The sequence below is a fragment of the Rhodopseudomonas sp. BR0M22 genome (assembly GCF_010907035.1).
Taxonomy (GTDB): domain Bacteria; phylum Pseudomonadota; class Alphaproteobacteria; order Rhizobiales; family Xanthobacteraceae; genus Rhodopseudomonas.
In genome coordinates this window covers 1-22375 of the sequence record NZ_QUMK01000018.1, presented here as the reverse complement: position 1 = coordinate 22375, position 22375 = coordinate 1, and the positions used below count along the sequence as shown (strand labels likewise).

18 protein-coding genes are annotated in these 22375 nt (G+C 65.0%); 10 read left to right on the top strand and 8 right to left on the bottom strand.

The genetic code is table 11. The features are described 5' to 3' along the window. Positions 1-103: 103 nt before the first annotated feature. The 3 genes from DY468_RS07880 to DY468_RS07870 all read left to right on the top strand — a co-directional run bounded on the left by DY468_RS07880 (position 104) and on the right by DY468_RS07870 (position 2346). Positions 104-1756, top strand: a complete 1653-nt coding sequence (locus tag DY468_RS07880) for a Na+/H+ antiporter (RefSeq protein ID WP_164603986.1) — start codon at positions 104-106, stop codon at positions 1754-1756. A gap of 72 nt (positions 1757-1828) precedes the next feature. Continuing rightward, positions 1829-2056: a hypothetical protein gene (locus tag DY468_RS07875; protein ID WP_164603984.1), complete on the top strand. Its 228-nt coding sequence runs from the start codon at positions 1829-1831 to the stop codon at positions 2054-2056. Further along, positions 2053-2346 carry a type II toxin-antitoxin system RelE/ParE family toxin gene (locus tag DY468_RS07870; protein ID WP_164603982.1) on the top strand — a complete coding sequence of 98 codons (294 nt, stop codon included), beginning with the start codon at positions 2053-2055 and terminating at the stop codon, positions 2344-2346. The genes DY468_RS07875 and DY468_RS07870 overlap by 4 nt, the downstream gene beginning before the upstream one ends. Before the next feature lie 20 nt (positions 2347-2366). On the opposite strand, the gene ispG is transcribed toward DY468_RS07870, so the two are convergent. The 3 genes from ispG to DY468_RS07855 form a co-directional block, all read right to left on the bottom strand. Then, complete coding sequence (gene ispG, locus DY468_RS07865) at positions 2367-3662, bottom strand: flavodoxin-dependent (E)-4-hydroxy-3-methylbut-2-enyl-diphosphate synthase (RefSeq protein WP_164603980.1); 1296 nt, start codon at positions 3660-3662, stop codon at positions 2367-2369. A gap of 72 nt (positions 3663-3734) precedes the next feature. Further along, entirely contained in the window at positions 3735-4622 is an 888-nt protein-coding gene (locus tag DY468_RS07860; RefSeq protein ID WP_164603978.1) for a DMT family transporter, read from the bottom strand. 164 nt (positions 4623-4786) lie between these two features. Next, positions 4787-5275 (bottom strand): Fur family transcriptional regulator, encoded by a 489-nt coding sequence (locus DY468_RS07855; RefSeq protein ID WP_164603976.1) that lies wholly within the window; start codon positions 5273-5275, stop codon positions 4787-4789. Positions 5276-5469: 194 nt separating this feature from the next. On the opposite strand from DY468_RS07855, the gene DY468_RS07850 reads away from it, so the two are divergent. The 3 genes from DY468_RS07850 to DY468_RS07840 are packed head-to-tail and all read left to right on the top strand — an operon-like array spanning position 5470 to position 8698. After that, positions 5470-5955, top strand: coding sequence for a MarR family winged helix-turn-helix transcriptional regulator (locus tag DY468_RS07850; protein WP_164603973.1), 486 nt, complete (start codon positions 5470-5472; stop codon positions 5953-5955). Beyond that, the gene (locus tag DY468_RS07845) at positions 5948-7132 is read left to right on the top strand and encodes an HlyD family secretion protein (RefSeq protein WP_164603972.1); all 1185 of its coding nucleotides are present in this window, start codon (positions 5948-5950) and stop codon (positions 7130-7132) included. The genes DY468_RS07850 and DY468_RS07845 overlap by 8 nt, the downstream gene beginning before the upstream one ends. A gap of 3 nt (positions 7133-7135) precedes the next feature. Continuing rightward, positions 7136-8698 carry a DHA2 family efflux MFS transporter permease subunit gene (locus DY468_RS07840; protein WP_164603970.1) on the top strand — a complete coding sequence of 521 codons (1563 nt, stop codon included), beginning with the start codon at positions 7136-7138 and terminating at the stop codon, positions 8696-8698. A gap of 18 nt (positions 8699-8716) precedes the next feature. Here DY468_RS07840 and DY468_RS07835 read toward each other — a convergent pair whose 3' ends face one another. Beyond that, positions 8717-9088 carry a hypothetical protein gene (locus DY468_RS07835; protein ID WP_164603954.1) on the bottom strand — a complete coding sequence of 124 codons (372 nt, stop codon included), beginning with the start codon at positions 9086-9088 and terminating at the stop codon, positions 8717-8719. A gap of 174 nt (positions 9089-9262) precedes the next feature. Here DY468_RS07835 and DY468_RS07830 point away from each other — a divergent pair, with 174 nt between their 5' ends. Further along, positions 9263-9997: an RES family NAD+ phosphorylase gene (locus DY468_RS07830; protein WP_246700916.1), complete on the top strand. Its 735-nt coding sequence runs from the start codon at positions 9263-9265 to the stop codon at positions 9995-9997. A gap of 52 nt (positions 9998-10049) precedes the next feature. Here DY468_RS07830 and pcaF read toward each other — a convergent pair whose 3' ends face one another. Then, entirely contained in the window at positions 10050-11258 is a 1209-nt protein-coding gene (gene pcaF / locus DY468_RS07825; protein ID WP_164603968.1) for a 3-oxoadipyl-CoA thiolase, read from the bottom strand. A 175-nt stretch (positions 11259-11433) separates the two neighbouring features. On the opposite strand from pcaF, the gene mutS reads away from it, so the two are divergent. Then, positions 11434-14154, top strand: a complete 2721-nt coding sequence (gene mutS / locus DY468_RS07820; protein WP_164603966.1) for a DNA mismatch repair protein MutS — start codon at positions 11434-11436, stop codon at positions 14152-14154. A gap of 164 nt (positions 14155-14318) precedes the next feature. On the opposite strand, the gene DY468_RS07815 is transcribed toward mutS, so the two are convergent. Further along, positions 14319-15254 carry a peptidylprolyl isomerase gene (locus tag DY468_RS07815; protein ID WP_164603964.1) on the bottom strand — a complete coding sequence of 312 codons (936 nt, stop codon included), beginning with the start codon at positions 15252-15254 and terminating at the stop codon, positions 14319-14321. Positions 15255-15595: 341 nt separating this feature from the next. Here DY468_RS07815 and secA point away from each other — a divergent pair, with 341 nt between their 5' ends. Further along, positions 15596-18436: a preprotein translocase subunit SecA gene (gene secA / locus DY468_RS07810; protein WP_164603962.1), complete on the top strand. Its 2841-nt coding sequence runs from the start codon at positions 15596-15598 to the stop codon at positions 18434-18436. A gap of 238 nt (positions 18437-18674) precedes the next feature. On the opposite strand, the gene DY468_RS07805 is transcribed toward secA, so the two are convergent. Both DY468_RS07805 and DY468_RS07800 read right to left on the bottom strand, forming a co-directional pair. Further along, positions 18675-20111, bottom strand: coding sequence for a L,D-transpeptidase family protein (locus DY468_RS07805; protein WP_164603960.1), 1437 nt, complete (start codon positions 20109-20111; stop codon positions 18675-18677). A gap of 369 nt (positions 20112-20480) precedes the next feature. Beyond that, entirely contained in the window at positions 20481-21443 is a 963-nt protein-coding gene (locus tag DY468_RS07800) for an acetyl-CoA carboxylase carboxyltransferase subunit alpha (protein WP_164603958.1), read from the bottom strand. Positions 21444-21717: 274 nt separating this feature from the next. Here DY468_RS07800 and DY468_RS07795 point away from each other — a divergent pair, with 274 nt between their 5' ends. After that, on the top strand, positions 21718-22293 hold the full coding sequence (locus DY468_RS07795) for a cytochrome b (RefSeq protein ID WP_164603956.1): 576 nt from the start codon (positions 21718-21720) through the stop codon (positions 22291-22293). Positions 22294-22375 lie beyond the last annotated feature (82 nt).

The following is a 22375-nucleotide window of genomic DNA, read 5'->3' as shown; positions in this document are numbered from 1 at the left end:
TAGTTGGTCGGCACGGGTTTGAGACGAAAGTCGCACGTAATCCTACGAGTGCTGGCTCCGAAGGGCATTCGGACACCGCTTGACCGCCCGCAGCATCCGAGCGATGCAAGCATTTGCCGGCGAGCCCACACGAATTCAGCGTGGTGACGTGGAAGCCAAGTTTCAGATCTTTCTCACGCTGCTCGCGGTGCTGGCCGGAACGGCGCTGCTGGCCCGGCGGGTGAATATCGCACCGGCGATCCTGCTGCTGATCGCCGGCATCACGCTGGCGTTCATTCCCGGCATGCCGGCGATCGAACTGCCGCCAGATCTGATCCTGCTGTTGGTGCTGCCGCCGCTGATCTATTCGGCGAGCGTGGCCATGAGCTGGCGCGAGTTCTGCGCCAACCTGCGGGCGATCGGCCTGCTCGCGATCGGCTGTGTGATCTTTACCGCATGCGCGGTCGCGGCCGCGTCGCACTATCTGATCGGGCTGCCCTGGCCGGTCGGGTTTTTGCTCGGTGCAATCGTCGCACCACCGGATGTGGTGGCGCCGCTCGCGATCGCCCGCAAGCTCGGCCTGCCACGCCGGATCGTGGTGGTACTGGAGGGCGAAGGGCTCGCCAACGATGCCACCGCGCTGATCCTTTACCGTTTCGCGGTGGCGGCGATCATGACCGGCGCATTCTCGCTGACCAAGGCGTCCGGAACCTTCGTGGCGATCATGGCCGGCGAACTTGCCTTCGGCGTGGCGGTCGGCTGGCTCAGCCTGCGACTACGGCATTGGGTGCGCGATCCGCAGATCGAGATCACGCTGTCGCTGCTGACGCCCTACATCGCCTATTGGATTCCAGAACACCATGGCGGATCGGGCGTGATCGCCACCGTCGCCTGCGGGCTCTACATCTCGTGGAACGGCCCCTTGCTGATCTCGGCGGCGACTCGGCTGCAGGGCATCTTCTTCTGGGACCTGGTGATCTACCTGATCGAAGGAATGCTGTTTCTGCTCACCGGCTTCCAGCTCCGCGCGCTGCTGGAACGGTCCAAGGAGTTCGCCTTCGGCGACATCCTCACAGCCACGCTGCTGGTCGCCGCGATCGTGATCGCCGCACGCTTCGTCTGGGTGTATCCGGCGTTCTATCTGCCGCGGCTTCTCAGCCGCAGCTTGCGGGCGCGCGATCCCTACCCGTCGTGGCGCACGGTGTTCGTGATCGGATTCACCGGCGTGCGCGGCGCGGTGTCGCTCGCCGCCGCGCTGGCGCTGCCTTATGCGCTGCAGGGCGGCGAGACATTCCCCTATCGCGATCTGATTTTGTTCGTCACCTTCGGGGTGATCCTGATCACCCTGGTGGGGCTCGGCCTGACGCTGCCTGCGGTGGTGAGGCTGCTCGGCATCACCCATGTCGGCCATCGGGAGCAGATCGCCGAACACGACGACGAGATCGTCGCGCGGCGCGAAGCGCTGGCCGCCGCGCAGGCTTCGCTGAAGAAGATCACCGACAATCGCGAACTGACCGACGAGGTGCTCAAGCTGCTGCACGCAAGGCACCAGACCCGCGCCAGCCTGCTGCCCGATCCGATCGGCTCGCCGGACCATGAGGCCTCCGCGGTCGGCATCGCTCTGGTGCGCGAGCTGATCGCGGTCGAGCGCAAATTCATCCACGCCCAGCTCCGCGCCGGCAAGATCACCGACGAGGCGCGACGCCGGATCGAGCGCGACCTCGACCTCGAAGAGGCGAGCCTCGCGAACCGCGAGGCGGCGCCGGGGCCGCTGTAAGGGCGTCCTCCAGTGACCTTGCCCGGCTTAGCTTCTGCCGGAACGTCGAAATCGTGCTAATCTGCAGCCATGATGAAACCTGAGCTGGAACTATTGCTCGACCGGGTCGCGGCGTGGCCTTCGGCCGCCCAGCAGGATCTGCTGAACTCCATCGCCGAAATCGAGTCCCGCCACGATCTCGTTTACCGGTTGAGCGATGGTGATCGGATTGCCGTCGAACGCGGCTTGGCGGACCTTCGAGAGAGCCGGCTTGCCAGTGATGAAACTGTGGCCGCGCTGTTCAATCGCTTTCGGGCATGAAGGTTCGCTGGTCCGAGAACGCGGTCCACGAACTCGACGAGATCCTATCGTTCATTGCTGAGCGCAACGCATCCGCCGCCCGAGCGGTTGCGAACCTGATTTGGGAGCGAACTCGCCTCTTGGGCGAGTTTCCTCTGGCCGGCCACAAGACCGATCTGACGACCGTCCGTGCGCTATCCGTGGTCCGCTATCCGTTCGTGATCTTTCACAAGGTGGACGAAGCCAAGGATGAAGTCGTCATCCTCAGCGTCCGCAACACCGCAAGACGCGATCCCACTCGTTCCGAATGAGAGGATGTGCCGCGGCGGACTTACTCCGCTGCCGGCACCATCTGGGCGGCGCCGGGCTTCGGCGTCGCGGCGTAGCGCTGTTCGATGTAGTCGATCACCAGCGCCTTGAAGTCGGCCGCGATATTCTCGCCGCGCAGGGTGCGGAATTTCTCGCCGTCGACGAACACCGGGGCGGCCGGAGTTTCGCCGGTGCCGGGCAGCGAGATGCCGATATTGGCGTGCTTGCTTTCGCCCGGGCCGTTGACGATGCAGCCCATCACCGCGACGTTGAGGTTCTCGACGCCCGGATAGCGGCTTCGCCATTCCGGCATCTCGTCGCGGATGAAGTCCTGGATCGAACGCGCCAGCTCCTGGAACGTGGTCGAGGTGGTGCGGCCGCAGCCGGGGCACGCCGCCACCAGCGGCACGAAGGTGCGGAAGCCCATGGTCTGCAGCAGTTCCTGCGCGACCTGCACCTCCTTGGTGCGATCGCCGCCGGGCTCGGGCGTCAGCGAAATCCGGATGGTGTCGCCGATACCCTGCTGCAGCAGGATGCCGAGCGCGGCGGACGACGCCACAATGCCCTTCGAGCCCATGCCGGCTTCGGTGAGGCCGAGATGGATCGCATAGTCGGAGCGCGAGGCGAGATCCTGATACACGGCAATCAGGTCCTGAACCGCCGACACCTTGGCGGACAGCACCATTTTGTTCTTCGGCAGGCCGATCTCTTCGGCGCGGGCGGCCGACAGTAGCGCCGACTGCACCATCGCCTCACGGGTGACGGCGCGGACGTCGCGCGGATTGGCGCTGGCGGCGTTCTCGTCCATCAGCCGGGTCAGCAGCTCCTGGTCGAGCGAGCCCCAATTGGCGCCGATCCGGACCGCCTTGTTGTTCTTGATCGCAATCTCGACGATGTCGGCGAACTGGGTGTCGCGCTTGGCCTTGAAGCCGACATTGCCGGGATTGATCCGGTACTTGTCGAGCGCCTCGGCGCAGGCCGGGTATTCGGCCAGCAGCTTGTGGCCGATGTAATGGAAGTCGCCGATCAGCGGCGTGGTCAGGCCGAGCTTGCGCAGACCGTCGCGGATGTGCGGAACGGCCGCGGCGGCCTCCTCGCGGTCGACGGTGATCCGGACCATTTCGGAGCCGGCCCGAGCCAGCGCCGCGACCTGCTTGATGGTGCCCTCGATATCCGCCGTGTCGGTGTTGGTCATCGACTGCACGACGATCGGCGCGCCGCCGCCGACGGCGATGTCGCCGACCATGACCTGGGTGGTTTTATGCCGCGGCGCGGGGCCGGCGACGTCGTTCAGCAGCGGATTTTCGAGCTTGTTCATGGGGTCCAAATATCAGGTTTCGATGACATTCAGCAATCGATCAATCGGCGCAGGAACCCGGCCATGGCGGCCTCAAGCGGTCTTCGCCGGGCGGTTGACGAGGTACAGGCCGGCAATCACCAGCAGCGCCGCGAAGCCGAAGGCCGGGGTCAGCGGGTCGTGCATGATGACATAGCCCGCCACCACCCCGAATAAAGGGGTAATGAATGAAAAAGCCGACAATTTGCTGGCCGAATAGGTCTTCACCAGGCTGAACCAGAGCAAAAAGGTCAGGCCGACCACCCAAACCGACTGGTAGGCCATCAGGGTGATGGCGCCAGGGCTCGGCATTTTGGCGATGGATTCGCCTGAAATCAGGGCCGCGCCGAACAGCAGCGGAATCGAGACCGCGATCTGGTAGGCCAGCCCCTTCTCGGCCGGGGCCTTCTGCAGCCGGCTGGCCTTGACGATCAGGGTGGTGGCCCCCCACAGCGCGCCGCCGCCGACCAGCATCAGGTCGCCGAGCAGCACTTTGGCGTCGACGTCGGGCTGCGGCACGCCGATCGCCAGCGCGACGCCGGCGAAGCTCAGCGCCAATCCGGACCATTGCAGGGCGCTCAGGCGCTCGCCGAGGAAGTGGTAGGAGCCGAGCGCCACGATGAACGGGGCGGTGTACAGGAAGACCACGCCGCGGGTCGCAGTGGTGAGCATCAGGCCGCGATAGATCAGCACGAATTCGAGCCCGAACAGTAGGCCGGCGAACAGCCCGGCCTTCAGCGTGCCGTCGCGCTGGAACAGCTTGACGCCGCGAGCCCAGGCGATGATCAGCAGCACCACCATGCCGACGCTGGAGCGGATTCCGGCCTGCAGGAAAGGCGGGATTTCCGGCAGCACCAGCTTCACGGCGATCTGGTTGAAGCCCCAGCTGAAGCAGCACACCAGCATCAGCGCGATCGCGCCGGCGCTCAGCGGACGCCCCATGGTGCCGCTCACCGCAGCGGTCGTGCGGGCAGAGTGATTGGGTTCGAGGAAATCGCCCTGGTCGGGCGTAACGTCTTGATCGACATGGTGCCTCCGGCTTTTCGCCGTGTTGTGGCGGGCGCTGGCGCGCCACGCTCCTCCCATGGATCAAGGCGTAAACCGCGTCAGGCGGCTTGGCAATGGCCGCACAAGCCGGTGATCTCGACCACCGACATCTTCGGTGTGAAGCCGGTCTGACGCGCGGCTTCGTTGAGACGCTGCGTCACTTCGGAGGCGGGGACCTCGGCCACCGAGCCGCAGCATTCGCAGATAAGGAACGCAACGGTCGCCGCGTCGTCGTGGTCGTGGCCGCAGGCGAGAAACGCATTGCGACTCTCGATCCGGTGAACGAGGCCATTCTGCATCAGAAAATCCAGCGCCCGATACACCGTGATCGGCGCCGGCCGCGGCATCACCCGCGCTAGCTCGTCGATCAGCTCATAGGCGCCGAGCGGCCGATGGCTCGACAGCAGCGCACGCAGCACCTGCCGGCGGATCGGGGTCAGATTCTGCGATCGATCGGCACAGACGCGCTCCGCGTGCTCCAACCCCTCGGCCGAGCAACGCTCGTGGTCGTGCCCCGGCGCGGGGAAGGTCGGCTTCAGTGCGGTCATCGAACGTCACCACTCACTTGCCGGCGCCAAGCCGGCTCATGCTTCGTTGGCCCATCCTACACTGGGGATTCAGTCTCGTCTCGCAAGCCACCGGCACCTGGGAGGCATGCGCAACTGGATCGGACATATGCGACTTCCCATCTTGTGAAATAATAAGCTAGCTTATTTTATCGGATGCTTAGGAGATTGCCCCAATGTCCAACGGTCCGGGCGACCAGAACATCATTTTCGTGTTTGCCGAAGTGCAGCGGCTGATCCGCGCCTATGCGGACAAGCAGGCGTCGCGGCACGGCATCACGCGTGCCCAATGGGCGGTGCTGGCGAAGGTGGAGCGCGCCGAGGGGCTGAAGCAGTCCGAACTCGCCGAGCAGATGGAACTGCAGCCGATCACGCTGACCCGGCTGATCGACAAGCTGTGCGACAACGGTTGGCTTGAACGCCGGAGCGACGACACCGACCGGCGCTGCAAGCGGCTGCACCTGCGCGAGGCGGCCCGGCCGCTGCTCGGCAAGCTGGCCGAACTCCGCGCCGAACTCACCGCCACCGCGCTCGCCGGCCTCACGCCGGACGATGCGCAGCGCCTGCTGCGGCAGATGCAGATCATCAAAGAGAATTTGCGTGGCGCCCTCCAGCACCACTGCCAACGCGAAGAGACAAGACGGGAAGAGCGCTATGGCTGAACCGGCCCTGAAATTTCCGACCGAGCAGAAGGAACCCGCGACCGATCCGGCCGCCACCGCCGGCTCGGGACCGCGTAGCGGTGTCGGCGGCGCGCTGCGTCGCTATCGCCGGCCGCTGCTGCTGATCGTGCTGCCGCTGCTGGCGCTGATCGGCGGCATCACCTTCTATCTGGAAGGCGGTCGCTACGTCACCACCGACGACGCCTATGTGGGCGCCCAGAAGGTGCTGATCACGCCGGACGTCGCAGGCAAGATCGTCAAGGTCACCGTCAAGGAAGGCCAGCATGTCGAGCCCGGCGACGAGCTGTTCCAGATCGATCCGGTGCCGTTCCGCCTCGCTGTGGCCCAGGCCCAGGCCAAGCTGGCGGACGCCAAGACCAGCCACGACAACCTCGTCGCCAACGTCGAGCTGTACGGCAAAACGGTCGATCTGGTGGATGCCGGCATCGCGTTGAAGCAGCGTGACGTCGAACGCAAGACCTCGCTGGTGCAGAGCCGTGCCGGCTCGCAACTCGATCTCGACAACTCCACCGCCGCGCTGGTGACCGCGCAGGCGCAGTTGCAGCTCGTCAAGCAACAGCAGTCGACGGCCCTCAACCAGTTGCTCGGCGACCCCGCCCTGCCGCTGGAGAAATTCCCCGCCTATGCCCAGGCCAAAGCGGCGCTCGAGGACGCCGAGCGCAACCTCCGCCTGGCGACGGTGCGGGCGCCGATGCGCGGCACCGCCACCCAGGTCGACAACATTCAGCTCGGCCGCTTCGTCGCCGCCGGAACGCCGGTGTTCAGCGTCATCGACACCTCGCATCCTTGGGTCGATGCCAATCCGAAGGAAAGCGATTTCACATATGTGGCGGTGGGGCAGACCGTGACGCTGGACGTCGATGCCTTCCCCGATCATGCCTTCAAGGGCCGAGTGACGTCGCTCTCGCCGGGCACCGGCGCGCAATTCGCCGTGCTGCCGCCGCAGAACGCCACCGGCAATTTCGTCAAGGTGGTGCAGCGCGTGCCGCTGCGGATCGCGTTCGACGAAACCGACGCGATGGTGCGCCGGTTGAAGGCGGGCATGAGCGTGAACGTGTCGATCGACACCAATCACCGGCGTTCGCTGGCGGGCCTGCTCGGCTTCGGCCCCGCCAAGGCCGCGCAGGCTGACGACGACGCGCACGAGGCCAGGTAAGCGATGTCGAGCGCCGCTCATTCGTCTGCGGTTCCGGGCTTCCGCCGCAACATGGTGACGATCTGCGCCATGACCGCGACGATCATGCAGGCGCTCGACACCACCATCGCCAACGTGGCGCTACCCTATATGCAAGGCTCGCTGTCGGCATCGCAGGACCAGATCAACTGGGTGCTGACGTCCTATATCGTGGCGGCCGCGATCATGACGGCGCCGGTCGGCTGGATCGCCAACCGGTTCGGGCGCAAGCGCATCTTCATCATCTGCGCGGCCGGCTTCACCGCCGCATCGGTGATGTGCGGCCTTGCCCAGGACATCACCCAGATGGTGGCGTTCCGGCTGCTGCAGGGCGTGTTCGGCGCGGCGCTGGTGCCGCTGTCGCAGGCGGTGATGCTGGACAGCTACGCGCTGCACGAGCGCGCCAAGGCGATGTCGATCTGGGGCATGGGCGTGATGATGGGGCCGATCATGGGCCCGTCCCTCGGCGCCTGGCTGACCGAAACCTACTCCTGGCACTGGGTGTTCTTCGTCAATCTGCCGTTCGGCGCCATCACGGTGCTGGGCCTGGCGCTTTTCATGGAGGAGACCGACCAGAACCAGGAGCTCAAATTCGACTGGTTCGGCTTTGCCGCGCTGGCGGTCGGCATCGGCGCGATGCAGCTCGCGCTCGACCGCGGCGAACAGCTCGACTGGTTCAATTCGTCCGAGATCGTCATCGAGTCGATCGTGTCGGTGATCGGGTTCTATTACTTCTTCGCCCACTCGTTCACGACCAAGCGGCCGTTCATCCAGTTCGCGATCTTCAAGGACCGCAACTTCATCGGCGGCGTCATCTTCATGACGGTGATGGGGCTGGTGCTGTTCTCGACGATGGCACTGTCGTCGCCGTTTCTGCAAAATGTCGAGGGCTATCCGATTATGACGGCCGGCCTGCTGCTCGCCTCACGCGGCTGCGGCACCTTCGTGGCGATGATGATCGTCGGCCGGATCATGCGCCACATCGAGGCGCGCACCCTGATCGCCACCGGCCTGTCGCTGACCTGCGCGTCGCTTTACGTGATGACCGCCTGGACCGACCAGACCACCGTGTCGAGCGTCGTCGTCACCAGCATCGTTCAGGGTTTCGGCTTCGGTCTGGTGTTCGTGCCGTTGTCGACGGTGGCGTTCATGACCCTGCCAGGACAGCTCCGCACCGACGGCACCGCCATGCTGACGCTGGTGCGCAACGTCGCCAGCTCGGTCGGGATTTCAGTGGTGATCGCGAAGCTGTCGTCGGGCACCACCACGGCGCACGCGATCCTCACCGAGCACATCAACCCGTTCAACGACGCGCTGCAGATGCCGAACGTCACCGGCATGATCGATCTGTCGACCACCACCGGCAAGGCGATGATGGACGCGATCGTCACCATGCAGGCGCAGATCATCGCGTTCTCGCACGACTACGCGATGGTGATGTTCCTCACCGCCGCTGCGGTGCCGATGGCGATCATCATCGGCTCGACCAAAGCAGCGCTGCGCAAGCAGGGCGAAGCCGCAGCGGATCATGCGGCGGTGATGGAGTAATCATCACTAGCCAATCGATCAGGCTGCCCCCTGCCGATCGTGTTTTATTTTCCCAATCACTGATATAGGTTCAGCCGCCCTGCAGCGCCCAACGGCCCAAAAGGCTCTGGGCATCAGCGCATCAAATGTTGCGATGAAGATGGAAGGCTGCTTATGGGGAAGGTATTTCCACACGACAAGGCAAGCAATTCGGGCGGAATAGGGAGCTTCCTGCAGTCCATCTTCCGCAGACGAAGAGCGAAGCCCCTTCTTTGCTCTGAGTGTTTCGAGAATCAGGGAATAAAGCTTGATGCGAGGATGCTTGGAGTAAACGATCGATCCGTATGCAGGAATTGCAATTCCACGTCGGGCAAAAAACTGGGTCGAGAGGAGCTTGAAGCTCTCACGCATCGTTTCTTTGTTTGGGGAACCTTACATCGTTGCGAGTACGGGGCAGCTCCGATCATTCAATTCAATCAACAGCGGAACACGGAGATAGAAGCATCTCCTTGGTTTGAATCCGACTTGCGGTTGATTGAAAGAGTCTTGGGGGTTGGCTTTTTCTATTACGGCCCTCGATTGTGGATGGTTGGCGAGGTTGAGCCCCTGAAGGACTTAAGTAGCCCCGTCACCCAAACGTCAATCTTGAAGAGAATTACAACAGAGTATCCTGCGGCACCACTGAAAGCCGACGAGCTATTTTACCGGCTACGGATAGCGCCAAAAGCGCCTGCTGAACAAAGCGAATACGACAGCCCTCCGCTAGGTTGCGGCGGCATCGGACGATTGGATGCCCCAGGCTTACAAGTGATGTATGCTTCTCAAGATCTGGAGGTCTGCATTCACGAGTGTCGGGTGACGGCCGAGGACGAACTGTTTGTAGCGACACTCACGCCGTCAACCGACCTGCGATTGCTCGATCTGACCAGTCTCCTATTCGAAAAGGACGTTACCGAATTTGAGAGCCTAGACATGGCGGTGCATATGCTCTTCTTAGCGGGCAAGCACTCCTATGATTTGACGCGCAAGATTGCTCTAGCGGCACGCACGGCAGGGTTTGATGGCATCGTATACCCGTCGTATTTTAGCTTGCTCCGTACCGGAGGCATGCCCTTCGAAACAGTGTTTGGAATCTCTCATCGGCAAATTCCCGAACTGGCTGATCGGGAGAGGTCAAAGACGATTCCAAACATTGCAATCTTCGGGCGGCCGATCGCTGACGGCCGCGTTCGTGTCGTTGGGATAAATCGATTGATCCTCAATCGTGTCGAGTATCAATTCCACTTCGGTCCAGTTGGCTATCAAGTCGATCCAGAGTGACTAATCAAACTCGTCCGAGGCGCTCGTTTTGGCCACCTCCTTTCAGAGTGGTTTAGTTCACCTTCTCGATCGCCATCGCGACGCCCTGGCCGACGCCGACGCACATCGTGGCGAGCGCGAGCTTGCCGCCGCGCTTCTCCAGGCCGTGCACCGCGGTCAGCGCCAGGCGGGCGCCGCTCATGCCGAGCGGGTGGCCGAGCGCGATCGCGCCGCCGTGCGGATTGACGAAGTCGGCATCGTCCTTGACGCCGAGCTGGCGCATGCAGGCGATGCCCTGAGAGGCGAACGCTTCGTTCAGCTCGATCAGATCGAAGTCGCTGATCTTCAGCCCGAGCCGCTCCATCAGCTTGCGGGTCGCCGGCACCGGGCCGATGCCCATGATCCGCGGCGGCACCGCGGCCGAAGCGAGGCCGAGGATTTTGGCGCGCGGCGTCAGGCCGTACTTCTTCACCGCCGCGGCGGATGCGATCAGCAACGCGGCGGCGCCGTCATTGACACCGGAGGCGTTGCCGGCCGTGACGGTGCCCGGATTGCGCACGATCGGCTTCAGCTTGGCGAGGCCTTCGAGCGTGGTTTCGGGGCGCGGATGCTCGTCCTTGTCGACGGTGATCGGGCCGGCCTTGCCGCCCGAATACGTCACCGGCGCAATCTCCTCGGCGAAGTAGCCGGCCGCGATCGCCGCACCGGCACGCTGCTGGGAGCGGATCGCGAACGCATCCTGATCGGCGCGCGAGATCTGGAACTCTTCGGCGACATTCTCGCCGGTCTCGGGCATCGAATCGACGCCGTATTGCTGCTTCATCAGCGGATTGATGAAACGCCAGCCGATCGTGGTGTCGAAGATGTCGGCGGTGCGGGCGAACGCTTCGGTCGCCTTGCCCTGCACGAACGGCGCGCGGGTCATCGACTCGACACCGCCGGCGATCGCCAGATCGATCTCGCCGCCGCGGATCGCACGGCCCGCGGCTCCGACCGCGTCGAGGCCGGAGGCGCACAGCCGGTTGAGAGTCTGGCCGGGCACGGAGTCCGGCAAGCCCGCGAGCAGCGCCGCCATGCGGGCGACGTTGCGATTGTCCTCGCCGGCCTGATTGGCGCAGCCGAAGAACACCTCGTCCACCGCGCTCCAGTCCATGTCGGGGTGCTTGGCCATCAGCGCCTTGATCGGCACCGCGGCCAGATCGTCGGTCCGCACCTTGGCGAGAGATCCGCCGTAACGGCCGATCGGAGTGCGCACCGCGTCGCAGACAAACACGTCGGCCATCGAAACTCTCCCTGTTTTGCCGATCCGGGCTGGGGCGCCGGACTTGAAGCCGGTTTGTAGGAAGCGCCGCCGAACAGGTCAACGTGTCGCAGATCGCCGCGGGCGCGGTTGAAACCCGTGCATGGCTCGCCGCCCGAGGTAGGAACCAAGGGGCGAATTTTGCTATGCATCGGCCATGACCATCCGCCCCGACATTGCTCCGCTGCCCGCCGCCGCGCCACCCGCCGAAGCGCCGGCGAAAATGTCGCCGATGATGGAGCAGTATCACGAGATCAAGGCCGCCAATCCGGGACTGCTGCTGTTCTACCGGATGGGCGATTTCTACGAGCTGTTTTTCGAGGATGCCGAGATCGCCTCCCGGGCGCTCGGCATCACGCTGACCAAGCGCGGCAAGCATCTGGGCGCCGACATTCCGATGTGCGGCGTGCCGGTGGAACGCTCCGAGGACTATCTGCACCGCTTGATTGCGCTCGGCCACCGTGTCGCGGTTTGCGAGCAGACCGAAGACCCGGCGGCGGCGCGCGCCCGCAAGAGCGTGGTGCGGCGCGACGTGGTGCGGCTGATCACGCCCGGCACGCTGACCGAAGACACCCTGCTCGACGCGCGCGCCAACAACTATCTGCTGGCGATCGCGCGTGCCCGCGGCTCGGCCGGCACCGATCGGATCGGGCTGGCCTGGATCGACATCTCGACCGGAGAGTTCTGCGTCACCGAGTGCTCGACCGCTGAGCTGGCCGCAACGCTGGCCCGGATCAATCCGAACGAGGCGATCGTGCCGGATGCGCTGTACGGCGACGCCGAGCTCGCGCCCACCTTGCGCGAACTGGCTGCCGTCACGCCACTGACCCGCGACGTGTTCGATTCGGCCACCGCCGAACGGCGGCTCTGCGATTACTTCGCCGTCGCCACCATGGACGGCCTCGCCGTGCTGTCGCGGCTGGAGGCGACCGCGGCAGCGGCCTGCGTCACCTATGTCGACCGCACTCAGCTCGGCAAACGGCCGCCATTGGCGCCGCCGTCGCGCGAGGCGACCGGCTCCACGATGGCGATCGACCCGGCGACCCGCGCCAACCTCGAACTTACCCGCACACTCGCCGGCGAACGCCGCGGTTCGCTGCTCGACGCGATCGATTGCACGGTGACGGCCGCCGGATCGCGGCTGCTGGCGCAGCGGCTCGCAGCGCCGCTCACCGATGATGCCACGATCGCCCGGCGGCTGGACTCAGTGGAAGCCTTCGTGGGCGATTCCGGGCTTCGCGAACAAATTCGCAGCTCGCTGCGGGCGGCGCCCGACATGGCCCGCGCACTGGCGCGGCTCTCGCTCGGCCGCGGCGGACCGCGGGATCTGGCGAACTTGCGGGACGGCATCCGTGCCGCCGACGAGGTGCTGGTGCAGCTTGCGCAGCTCGCGAGCCCGCCGCACGAGATCGCCGGTGCGATGGCGGCGCTGCAGCGGCCGTCGCGCGAGCTGTGCGCCGAGCTCGGCCGCGCGCTGGCCGACGATCTGCCGCTGCAGAAGCGCGACGGCGGTTTCGTTCGCGAAGGCTTCGAGCCCGCGCTCGACGAGACCCGCAAGCTGCGCGACGCCTCGCGGCTGGTGGTGGCGTCGATGCAGGCGCGTTACGCCGACGACACCGGCATCAAGGCGCTGAAAATCCGGCACAACAACGTGCTCGGCTACTTCGTCGAGGTCAGCGCGCAGCACGGCGACAAGCTGATGGCGGCGCCGCTGAACGCGACCTTCATCCATCGTCAGACGCTGGCCGGGCAGGTCCGCTTCACCACCGCCGAGCTCGGCGAGATCGAGGCCAAGATCGCCAATGCGGGCGACCGCGCGCTCGGGCTCGAGCTGGAGATTTTCGACCGACTTGCCGCCTCGATCGACGCCGCCGGCGAAGACCTGCGCGCCGCCGCACACGCGTTCGCCCTGCTCGACGTCGCTACCGCCCTGGCCAAGCTCGCCTCCGACGACAATTACGTGCGCCCCGAAGTCGATCAATCGCTCTCCTTCGCGATCGAGGGCGGCCGGCATCCGGTGGTCGAGCAGGCGCTGAAGAAGGCCGGCGAGCCGTTCATCGCCAATGCCTGCGACCTGTCCCCCGGCCCGGCGCAGACCAGCGGCCAGATCTGGCTGCTGACCGGCCCGAACATGGCCGGTAAATCGACCTTCCTGCGCCAGAACGCGCTGATCGCGCTGCTGGCCCAGGTCGGCAGCTTCGTGCCGGCGAGCCGGGCGCGGATCGGCATCGTCGACCGGCTGTTCTCGCGCGTCGGCGCCGCCGACGACCTCGCCCGCGGCCGCTCGACCTTCATGGTCGAGATGGTCGAAACCGCCGCGATCCTCAACCAGGCGTCGGAGCGCGCGCTGGTGATCCTCGACGAGATCGGCCGCGGCACCGCGACCTTCGACGGCCTGTCGATCGCCTGGGCGGCGATCGAGCATCTGCACGAACAAAACAAGTGCCGGTCGCTGTTCGCCACGCACTACCATGAGCTGACCGCGCTGTCGGCCAAGCTGCCGCGGCTGTTCAACGCCACCGTGCGGGTGAAGGAATGGCGCGGCGAGGTGGTGTTCCTGCACGAGGTGCTGCCGGGCTCGGCCGACCGCTCCTACGGCATTCAGGTCGCCAAGCTGGCCGGCCTGCCGCCCTCGGTGGTGAACCGGGCCAAAGCGGTGCTGGCCAAGCTCGAAGCCAACGATCGCGGCCAGCCCAAGACGCTGATCGACGATCTGCCGCTGTTCGCCATCACGGCCCGCGCACCGGCCGAGGCCGCGCCGCCGAGCGAAGCCGAGCAATTGATCGACGCGGTCAAGGCGCTGCATCCCGACGAGATGACCCCGCGCGAGGCGCTCGAGGCGCTTTACGCCCTGAAGGCCAAGCTGCCGGGATCGTAGATCGGAGGATGGGTTGAGCGCACGCGAAACCCATCAAGGCCCAGCACGGATCAGATGGGTTCGCTGCCACTCAACCCATTCTTCGGACTGAGGGATAAGCGCGCCGGAAAAGCAAAATGGCCGGGACGAGCCCGGCCATTTCACCAACAACTCTTTGAGAAGACTTACTTCTTGGCCGGCGCCGGGGTGGCGGGCTTGGCCGCATCGGCAGGCTTCGCCGCATCCGCCGGCTTGGCCGCATCCGGCTTCGCGGCCGGCTGGTCCATGCGCTCGATCTTGGCGCTCTGGCGCAGCTTCGCAACGTAGTCCGACTGCGCCTTGCGGGTGACGTACTGCTCGATCTGCGCCTTGACCTGATCGAAGCTCGGCGGCTTGCGGCTGCGCTTTTCCTCGACCTTGATGATGTGCCAGCCGAACTGGGTCTTGATCGGCTCGGAGATCTTGCCCGGCTCTAGCGCGAAGGCGGCGGCGGAGAACTCCGGCACCATCTGGTCCTTGGTGAAGAAGCCGAGATCGCCGCCGTCGGAGGCGCCCGGATCCTTGGACTTCGTCTTCGCCAGCTCGGCGAAGTCGGCGCCCTTCTTCAGCTCGGCCTCCACGGCCTTGGCCTCGTCCTCGGTCTCGACCAGGATGTGACGGGCGTGGACTTCCTGTTCGCCGGAAATCTGCTTGGCGGCCTCGTCATAGACCTTCTTCATCGCCTCGTCGGAGGAGCCTGCCTTGCCCTCGGCGGCGAGCAGATCGTCCATCAGCAGCCGGGCACGGGCAAATTCGAGCCGCTTCTTGAACTCCGGCGTGTCCTGGATCTTCTTGTCTTCGGCGGCCTTGGCGACGATTTTCATGTCGATCAGGAAGGCCAGGACGTTCTCTTTCTTGGTCGCCGGATCGAGCTGGGCGAGGCTGGGCCCAAGCTCCTGCTCGGCGAGATCGACGTCGCTCTGACGGATCTCAGCGCCGTTGACCTTGGCGAGCACGGGGTTCGCATCCTCGGCGCGCGCGGCAGGGGCCGCCAGAAGCGCAAATGCGAGACAACCTGTCACAGCCGCGTTGACGAGGCCGGCGCGCAGGCCGGATGTGACTGCGTTGAACGCAGGTGTCATGGAAAATCCTTGTGTTGAAAGCCGGGGTGTCGGGGCGGCGAGACAGTCACCCAATCGCAGTGCCTTGGCAACGCGAAAACTCTGTCAAAATGATGAAATCCTTGAAAGGTCGGCGCGTTGACAACCCCCAGGCCCAGCCATATCTGTGCCGCCACAGGCTCGGGTCGGGCGGTCGTCGCGCGACCGCGCCCGGGCGGCCGGCTCTCGGATTGCTGGATTACCAATCATTTCGCGCGCGCACCTGTATCCTGATAGGTGCCCGAGCGTCACGATGAGTTGATAGTGGCTCGAGCGAACGGCATCACGGCTGCTAAGTCACAGCGCAACAACAGGAAGCTGGCATGATCGGCGCGCTCGCCCGCAAACTCTTCGGCTCCGCTAACGACCGCAGGGTCAAGGGTTACCAGTCTCGGGTTGCTGCGATCAATGCGCTCGAACCGGAGCTATCCAAGCTGTCCGACGAGGCGCTGAAAGCCCGTACTGCCGAATTCCGCGCCGAGCTCGCTGCCGGCAAGACCCTCGACGATCTGCTGGTGCCGGCTTTTGCCACCGTGCGCGAGGCCGCCAAGCGCACGCTGGGTCAGCGACACTTCGACGTGCAGCTGATCGGCGGCATGGTGCTGCACGAGGGCGACATCGCCGAGATGAAGACCGGCGAAGGCAAGACGCTGGTCGCGACGCTGGCTGTGTACCTCAACGCACTCGCCGGCAAGGGCGTGCACGTCGTCACCGTCAACGACTATCTCGCGAGCCGCGACGCCGGCTGGATGGGGCAGATCTACGGCTTCCTCGGCATGACCACCGGCGTGATCGTGCACGGGCTGGACGACGCCCAGCGCCAGGCGGCTTACGCCTGCGACATCACCTACGGCACCAACAACGAATACGGCTTCGACTATCTGCGCGACAATATGAAGTACCGGCTGGAGGACATGGTCCAGCGCGGGCACTATTTCGCGATCGTCGACGAAGTCGACTCGATCCTGATCGACGAAGCCCGTACCCCGCTGATCATCTCCGGCCCGCTCGACGACCGCTCCGATTTCTACAACACCATCGACACCTTCATTCCGCGCCTCGACAAATCCGACTACGAGGTCGACGAGAAGCAGCGCACCGTGACGCTGACCGAAGCCGGCATGGAGAAGATCGAGACACTGCTGAAGGACGCCGGCCAGCTTCGCGGCGAGTCGCTGTACGACGTCGAGAACGTCTCGGTGGTGCACCACGTCAACCAGGCGCTGCGCGCCCACACCCTGTTCCAGCGCGACAAGGACTACATCGTCCGTAACGACGAGGTGGTGATCATCGACGAGTTCACCGGCCGCATGATGCAGGGCCGCCGCTATTCGGAAGGCCTGCATCAGGCGCTGGAGGCCAAGGAACACGTCACGGTCCAGCCGGAAAACCAGACGCTGGCGTCGATCACCTTCCAGAACTACTTCCGGATGTACGACAAGCTCGCCGGCATGACCGGCACCGCGGCCACCGAGGCCGACGAGTTCTTCGACATCTACAAGCTCGAAGTGGTCGAGATCCCGACCAACCTGCCGATCTCGCGTCTCGACGAGGACGACGAGGTGTATCGCACCCAGCAGGAAAAATACGCCGCGATCCTGGCCGAGGTCGAGCGCGCCAACGCCCGGATGCAGCCGGTGCTGGTCGGCACCGCATCGATCGAGAAGTCGGAGGTGCTGGCCGATTATCTCCTCAAGCACGGCTACAAGCAGATCGACTTCACCGACCCTAAGGGGATGGAAAAGCTGTACGCGGCCGCCCGCGCGGGCAAGCCAGCGAAGCTGTTCGCGGTGCTGAACGCGCGCTTCCACGAGCAGGAAGCCTACATCGTTGCCGAAGCCGGCGTTCCGGGCGCAATCACCATCGCCACCAACATGGCCGGCCGCGGCACCGACATCAAACTCGGCGGCTCGCTGGAGATGCGGCTTCAGCAGGAAGCCGCTCACATCACCGACGAAGCCGAGAAGGCTGCGAAGATCGCCGAGATCAAGGCCGACATCGAGCGCTTCCGCGACATCGTTCTGAAAGCCGAGGACGAGATCGAGATCGAGCCCGCCAAGGGCAACAAGCCGGCCAAGACCGCCAAGCGCCCCGGTGGCCTGTACATCATCGGCTCCGAGCGCCACGAGAGCCGGCGCATCGACAACCAGCTCCGCGGTCGTTCCGGCCGTCAGGGCGACCCGGGCCGCTCCAAGTTCTTCCTGTCGCTGGAAGACGACCTGATGCGGATCTTTGGCTCCGACAAGCTCGACACCATGCTGACCCGGCTCGGCCTGAAGGAAGGCGAGGCGATCATCCATCCTTGGATCAACAAGGCGCTGGAAAAGGCACAGCAGAAGGTCGAGGCCCGCAACTTCGACATCCGCAAGAACCTGCTGAAATTCGACGACGTCCAGAACGACCAGCGCAAGGTGATCTTCGATCAGCGCGTCGAGCTGATGAAGGAAGAGAGCGTGGCCGAAACGGTCACCGACATGCGCCACACCTTCATCGAGGAATTGGTCGGCAAGCATGTGCCCGAGCACGCTTATGCCGAGCAGTGGGACGTCACCGGCCTGAAGGACGAACTCAACCGCGTCGTCGGCCTCGACATTCCGGTCGACGAATGGGCCAAGGAAGAAGGCATCGCCGACGAGGAGCTGATCACCCGTCTGGAGCGGGTGTTCGACGAGCACATGGCCGCCAAGGTCGGTCAGTGGGGCTCGGACGTGATGCGCTACGCCGAGAAGAGCATCCTGCTGCAGACGCTCGACCATCTGTGGCGCGAGCATCTGGTGATGCTCGATCATCTGCGCCAGGTGATCGGCCTGCGCGGCTACGGCCAGCGCGATCCGCTGCAGGAGTACAAGTCGGAAGCCTTCAATCTCTTCCAGGAGATGAGCTCTCACTTGCGCGAGGCGGTGACGGCGCAACTGATGCGGGTCGAGATCATTCCGCCGGATCAGCCGCAGGAATTGCCGCCGATGGAGGTCCACAAGATGGACCCCGACACCGGACAGGACGAGATGGCGTTCGCCAACGTCTCCCTGGCGCCGGCGCAGCCGGCCGACAAGGCGGCGCGCGATCCGAACAAGCCCGAGACCTGGGGCAAGGTCGGCCGCAACGAGGATTGTCCGTGCGGCTCCGGCAAGAAGTACAAGCACTGCCACGGCCGCTACGCGTAACCGCCGCAGGCCCGATCAAGACACGCGGCAATGCCCGGCCTCGCGCCGGGCATTTTGCTGTCTGAAGTTCAAACCCGCAGCCGTCATTCCGGGGCGCGCAGCAACGCTGCGCGAACCCGGAATCCGGAGATTGTTGAAATCCTGCTGGTGTCCCGAACGGCGAGATTCCGGGTTCGCAGGCTGCGCCTGCGCCCCGGAATGACGGAATGATAGCTCTCCGAAGACGGAGCGAGCCGCCTCAGCGGAACGCCGAGAACCGGTTGTCGAACGAATTCGACGACACCACCGGCGCGCCGCCCGCGATTGTCCCGGACGGTCTGGCCGCGGCAGACGAGGTGGTCTCGGCCGTATCGACGCTCGGCTTCAGCGACGGCCGCTGTTTCGCTTCGTTGACCTTCGGCACCGACGCGTGCGGGCGCGGCGCCGGTTCGTGCCGGCCGGAGACGCTGGGCGCCGAGGCGGCCCGACGGGTCGAGGCCGTGACTTCACCGCTCCGATGGGCCGGGCTGGACAGAAGCCCGCCGATTTCGTCCTTCGCGGCCGAGGCGACGTGCGCGCGCGGCGGGGTCGAAGCCACCGCGACGCTGGGCTCGGCCGGCGCGGCGCGCAGCAGGTTGTCGGACGGCCGCGGCGGATTGACGGTCGGCGGGATGGTGCCCGGCGCGCGATCGAACGAGGCGACCGACAGCGACTTGTCCTCGATGGAATCCGACAGCCCGGTCGATGCGTCCGGGATCTTCGAGGCGAACACATGGTTCATGCCGCCGTCGATGCCGGTGTTGAGGCGTGCCACCGGCGTTCCCTTGGCGATCAGCTCGGCGATCTTGATGTTGTCCTGCTTGTCCTTCTCGCGCACCGCTTCGGCGATGTCGGGCCGGACTTCGTAGGCCGGGCATTTGGCCGAAGCGTTGAACTGCAGCGGCCGGGTCGCGCCGGGCAGCGGCGCGGCGTCGAACACGTATTTATGCTCGCAGAAGTCGACCTTCGGCTCCTGCCGGGTGACTTCGAAATGATCGTAGCCTTGCTTCAGCATCTTCCAGAACGGCATGTTCGGGTTGTTGCGATGCTTGGCGAAGTTCACCGGCGTCATCTTGAAGGGGTACGCCTGGAGCTGGAAGGCGCGCTGGCCGCCGAAGAACGATTCGCGACCGAGCGCATAGATCTCGGCGATCTGTTCGTCCGTCATTGCGTAGCAGCCGCGCGACGAGCAGTCGCCGTGCACCATGAGCTGCGAGCCGGTGCGACCGAGCGACTTGTCGAACGCGTTCGGATAGCCGGTGTTGAACGACAGATAATACGACGACTGCGGATTCATCTGGCCGGGCGAGATCGAATAGAACCCCTCCGGCGCCTGCCGGTCGCCTTCGCGGATCTTCGGACCCAAGTCGCCGGACCAGCGGCAGATCGGATAGGACTTCAGCAGTTGGAAAACGCCGGTGCGGTCCTGCTTCCAGACCTCGAGCTCGGCTTCCTGCTTGAACAGCCGCACCAGGATGGGCGACTGCAGGTCCATGTTCTTTTCCTGAATCGCCGCGACCAGCTTCGGCGGCACCGGCTGGTTGGCCTTGGCGTTGGTGGCAAGCGCCATCTGATCGCTGTTGCAGCCGGCGAGCATCGGCATCGTGGCCAGCGCGGCAGTCAGCATCAGCGCGCGTAAAAGCGGGCTTTTCGTCACAACGAAGCTCCCCCGACGACCGGCAAACCCGCACCCCACATTCGAGCAGCTCGGCCGTCCAGCTTCCGCGCGGCCTGTCCGGCACCGAATCTTGCAGGATCCGGCGGATTCGACCGCTCGCATTTACCAAACTCTGCACCACGTCCGCGCCAACGCATTGGTGCTGTGTGCAGTCCGACAAGATTATCCTTAAGCCCTTGGGGTCGCAAGCCGATCAGGCCGGCGGCAGGGCGGTCCGGAGATCATGGTCAAGGAACATTGAATCGCGGGCGCGCGGCGAAACTGCGGCCGAGCGCCAAATCCCGGAGCAGCGGTGCGGATTTGGTTAAGATTTGATCAATGTGCCGCGCCGGCCTCAGGCGGGCCCGATCAGGCCAGCTTGCGGCCGATATCGAGGAATTTCTGCCGGCGCTGGGCGCGGATCGCATCGCGGCCCTGGCCCTTCAGCTCCGCGAAGGCGGCAGCGACTGCGTCGCCGGCGGTCGCGATCATCGCCTCCGGATCGCGATGCGCGCCGCCCTTGGGCTCGGCCAGGATCTGGTCGATCACCCCGAATTTCAGCAGGTCCTGGGCGGTGATCTTCATCGAATTCGCCGCTTCCTGCGCCTTGGTGCCGTCGCGCCACAGGATCGAGGACGCCGCTTCCGGCGAGATCACGCTGTAGACCGCGTGCTCCAGCATCAGAACTTTATTGGCGGTGGCGATCGCGATCGCGCCGCCGGAGCCGCCTTCGCCGATCACCAGCGCCACATTGGGAACGCCGAGCTGCAGGCAGGCGTCGGTCGAACGGGCGATCGCCTCGGCCTGGCCGCGCTCTTCGGCGCCGATGCCCGGATAGGCGCCCGCGGTGTCGACCAGCGACAGCACCGGCAGATCGAAGCGATCGGCCATTTCCATCAGCCGGACCGCCTTGCGATAGCCTTCCGGCCGCGCCATGCCGAAATTGTGCCGCAGCCGGGTCTCGGTGGTCGAGCCCTTTTCCTGGCCGATAACGCAGACGCTCTCGCCGCGGAACCGGCCGAAGCCGCCGACCAGCGCCTCGTCGTCGCCGAACTTGCGGTCGCCAGCCAAAGGTGTGAACTCGGTGATCAGTCCTTCGATGTAGTCGACGCAATGCGGCCGCTGCGGATGACGCGCCACCTGGGTCTTCTGCCACGGCGTCAGCGCCGCATAGAGATCTTGCAGCGCCTGCTGCGCCTTCTCTTCGATTTTCTCGATTTCCTCGTGGATGTCGCTGCCGGACGCCGCGAGCGTGCGCAATTCGTCGATCTTGGAATCGAGTTCCGCCACCGGCTTTTCGAAGTCGAGATAGCTGCGCATGGGCCCGGACATGACTAGAGCGATATGGGGAGGAAAGCTGCGGCCGATATGGCCGCCCGGCTTTTCAAGCCATCCGTGAGCCAAGTCAAGCGGCTGGGACAAGTGCCGCAGCGCCGCCCCCACCGCAGACGACGAAGCTCCTTGGGCCGGGGAGCCAGAAGCAGGCGGCAGAACCGGCACGATCGCTAGCCGGCTGCCGGCCGAACCGATCACGCGTCGGTAATTTGATTTTCAGCCGCCGATCTGATGGCTCAGCGCCGCCCCTGCTCTCACCAGAAAGTCCAACATGACTGCCTCAGACGACGCTCCCCATTCGACCGATCGCTTCATGTTCGGGCGCGCCCAGCGCTGGCTGCACTGGTCGATGGCCATTCTGATCTTCGCCGCGATCGGGCTCGGCATCGTCGCGGCCTACTACCCGTCGGGCCAGCAGCCGCGCCAGGGCCTGCTCGAACTGCATAAATCGATCGGCTTCACCATCCTGGCGCTGCTCGTCGTCCGCATCGCATGGCGGCTGATCAGCGGCGAGCCTCCGTATCGACGGCCGCTCGGGCACCTGACGGAGATCGCCGCCCGAGCCGGCCATCTGGCGCTGTATGGCCTGATGTTGTTCATGCCGCTCAGCGGCTATCTGTTCTCCGGCGCCGGCGGCTATTCGCTGCCGTGGTTCGGGCTGTTTCAGTGGCCGCGCCTGGTGCCGCGCGATCATGCCCTCTCCGAATGGGGCCAAATGCTGCACGACCGCGGCGCCTGGGTGCTGGGGGCGGTGCTGGCGCTGCATCTCGCCGCGGTGTGTTGGCATCAATTCGTCAAGCGCGACGAAGTGCTGTCGCGGATGACCGGCCGAGCTTCCGAGAGCTGACGCGACTCAGCGGCCTTCGCCGAGCGGGTGCAGGTCGCGCACCAGGCTCTTCAGCCGCTCCTCGACCACATGGGTGTAGATC